At 42.3% G+C, this 1566-nt stretch carries 1 protein-coding gene and 1 riboswitch; the gene reads right to left on the bottom strand.

Annotated features, from left to right (window positions below; translation table 11 throughout):
• Positions 1 to 112: 112 nt before the first annotated feature.
• Positions 113 to 1288, bottom strand: a complete 1176-nt coding sequence (gene metK / locus AC973_RS07250) for a methionine adenosyltransferase (RefSeq protein WP_003142625.1) — start codon at positions 1286 to 1288, stop codon at positions 113 to 115.
• Positions 1286 to 1374: riboswitch (SMK box riboswitch) on the bottom strand. Its footprint overlaps the gene before it by 3 nt.
• Between the last annotated feature and the right edge of the window lie 192 nt (positions 1375 to 1566).

Genomic DNA, 1566 nt, shown 5'->3' with positions numbered 1-1566 from the left:
CTAAAAAACGTATTCGTGTGCTTTAAAATTATTTACCAACACTATTTGTAAAAGAACCCAGAAAACCCCAGTAAGTAGCCTCGATGAGCCGCCTTACTGGGGTTTGTTTGTGTTATTTCTTCAAGATGTCGACCTTATCTGTTTTTTCCCAAGTAAAGTCTTGGTCATCACGACCAAAGTGGCCGTAAGTAGCAGTCTTGCTGAAGATTGGTTGACGAAGAGATAACATGTCGATAATACCATTTGGTGTTAAGTCAAAGTTATCGCGAACTAAAGCAACTAAATCAATTTCAGATACATCACTTGTACCGAATGTGTCAATCCCAATAGATACAGGTTCTGCAACCCCAATAGCATAGGCTAATTGGATCTCAACTTTACGCGCTAAGCCAGCTGCAACCAAGTTTTTGGCAATATAGCGAGCCGCGTATGAAGCAGACCGGTCAACTTTAGTGGCGTCTTTACCTGAGAAGGCCCCACCACCGTGGTGAGCAGACCCACCGTAAGTGTCGACGATAATTTTACGACCAGTTAAACCTGAATCGGCTTCTGGACCACCAGATACAAACTTACCAGTTGGGTTGATGAAGTAACGTGTGTTTTCATCTAACCAGTTTTCTGGCATAGTTGGCTCAACAACGTGTTTAATCACGTCTTGGCGGATTTGGTCTAATTCAATACCTTCAGTATGTTGTGTTGAAATGACGATGGTATCAATACGTTGTGGTTGGTTGTTGTCATCGTATTCCATCGTTACTTGTGTCTTACCGTCTGGACCTAAGTAGTTTAATTCACCACTTTTACGGACTTCAGCTAGTCGGCGAGATAGGCGGTGACTTAATGCAATGGGCATTGGCATTAACTCTGGTGTTTCGTCTGTTGCGTAACCGAACATAATCCCTTGGTCTCCAGCACCGATCAACTTGTTGTCCACTTCGCCCTTTTCCCGAGTTTCAATGGCATCGTCAACACCTTGTGCGATGTCGGGTGATTGTTCGTCTAGTGAGACCAATACGGCGATGGAGTCAGCGTCGAAGCCGAATTTGCCGTCACGGTAACCAATTTCACGGACGGTGTCGCGAACGATTTTTTGGATATCCACATATGCGCTAGTTGTGACCTCACCGAATACTAGGACAAGTCCTGTATTGACGGCAGTTTCGCAAGCGACACGAGCTTGTGGGTCTTGTGCAAGAATCGCGTCAAGAATGGCATCAGAAATTTGGTCAGCAACCTTATCTGGATGTCCTTCTGTGACTGATTCAGAAGTAAATAGTCGTTTATTCATGTTGTTTCCCCCAAAATATAAATTTTATGGTTACAAGGAATTTTTGCCTAAGCAAACCCTATCGGGAAGAATTTATTGTAACGTCCCCCATTATACATGATATGAAGGGAATAGTAACGGGAAAATGGCGGTATTTTCAATTTTCTGATAAGTTTTTATAGACTATTTTTAAGATTAAGATAACCCTGCATTAATTGCCTTACTATAGTTTCATTTACAAGAGGCTGGGACAAAACTACTTTTGCGAAAAAAGTAGTCCCACTTTCGTTTATTTTTAT

This window comes from Carnobacterium sp. 1290_CSPC (assembly GCF_001053265.1).
Classification (GTDB): Bacteria; Bacillota; Bacilli; order Lactobacillales; family Aerococcaceae; genus Aerococcus; species Aerococcus urinaeequi.
The sequence above is the reverse complement of the archived record's forward strand: the minus strand, read 5'-3'. Positions and strand labels throughout refer to the sequence as shown.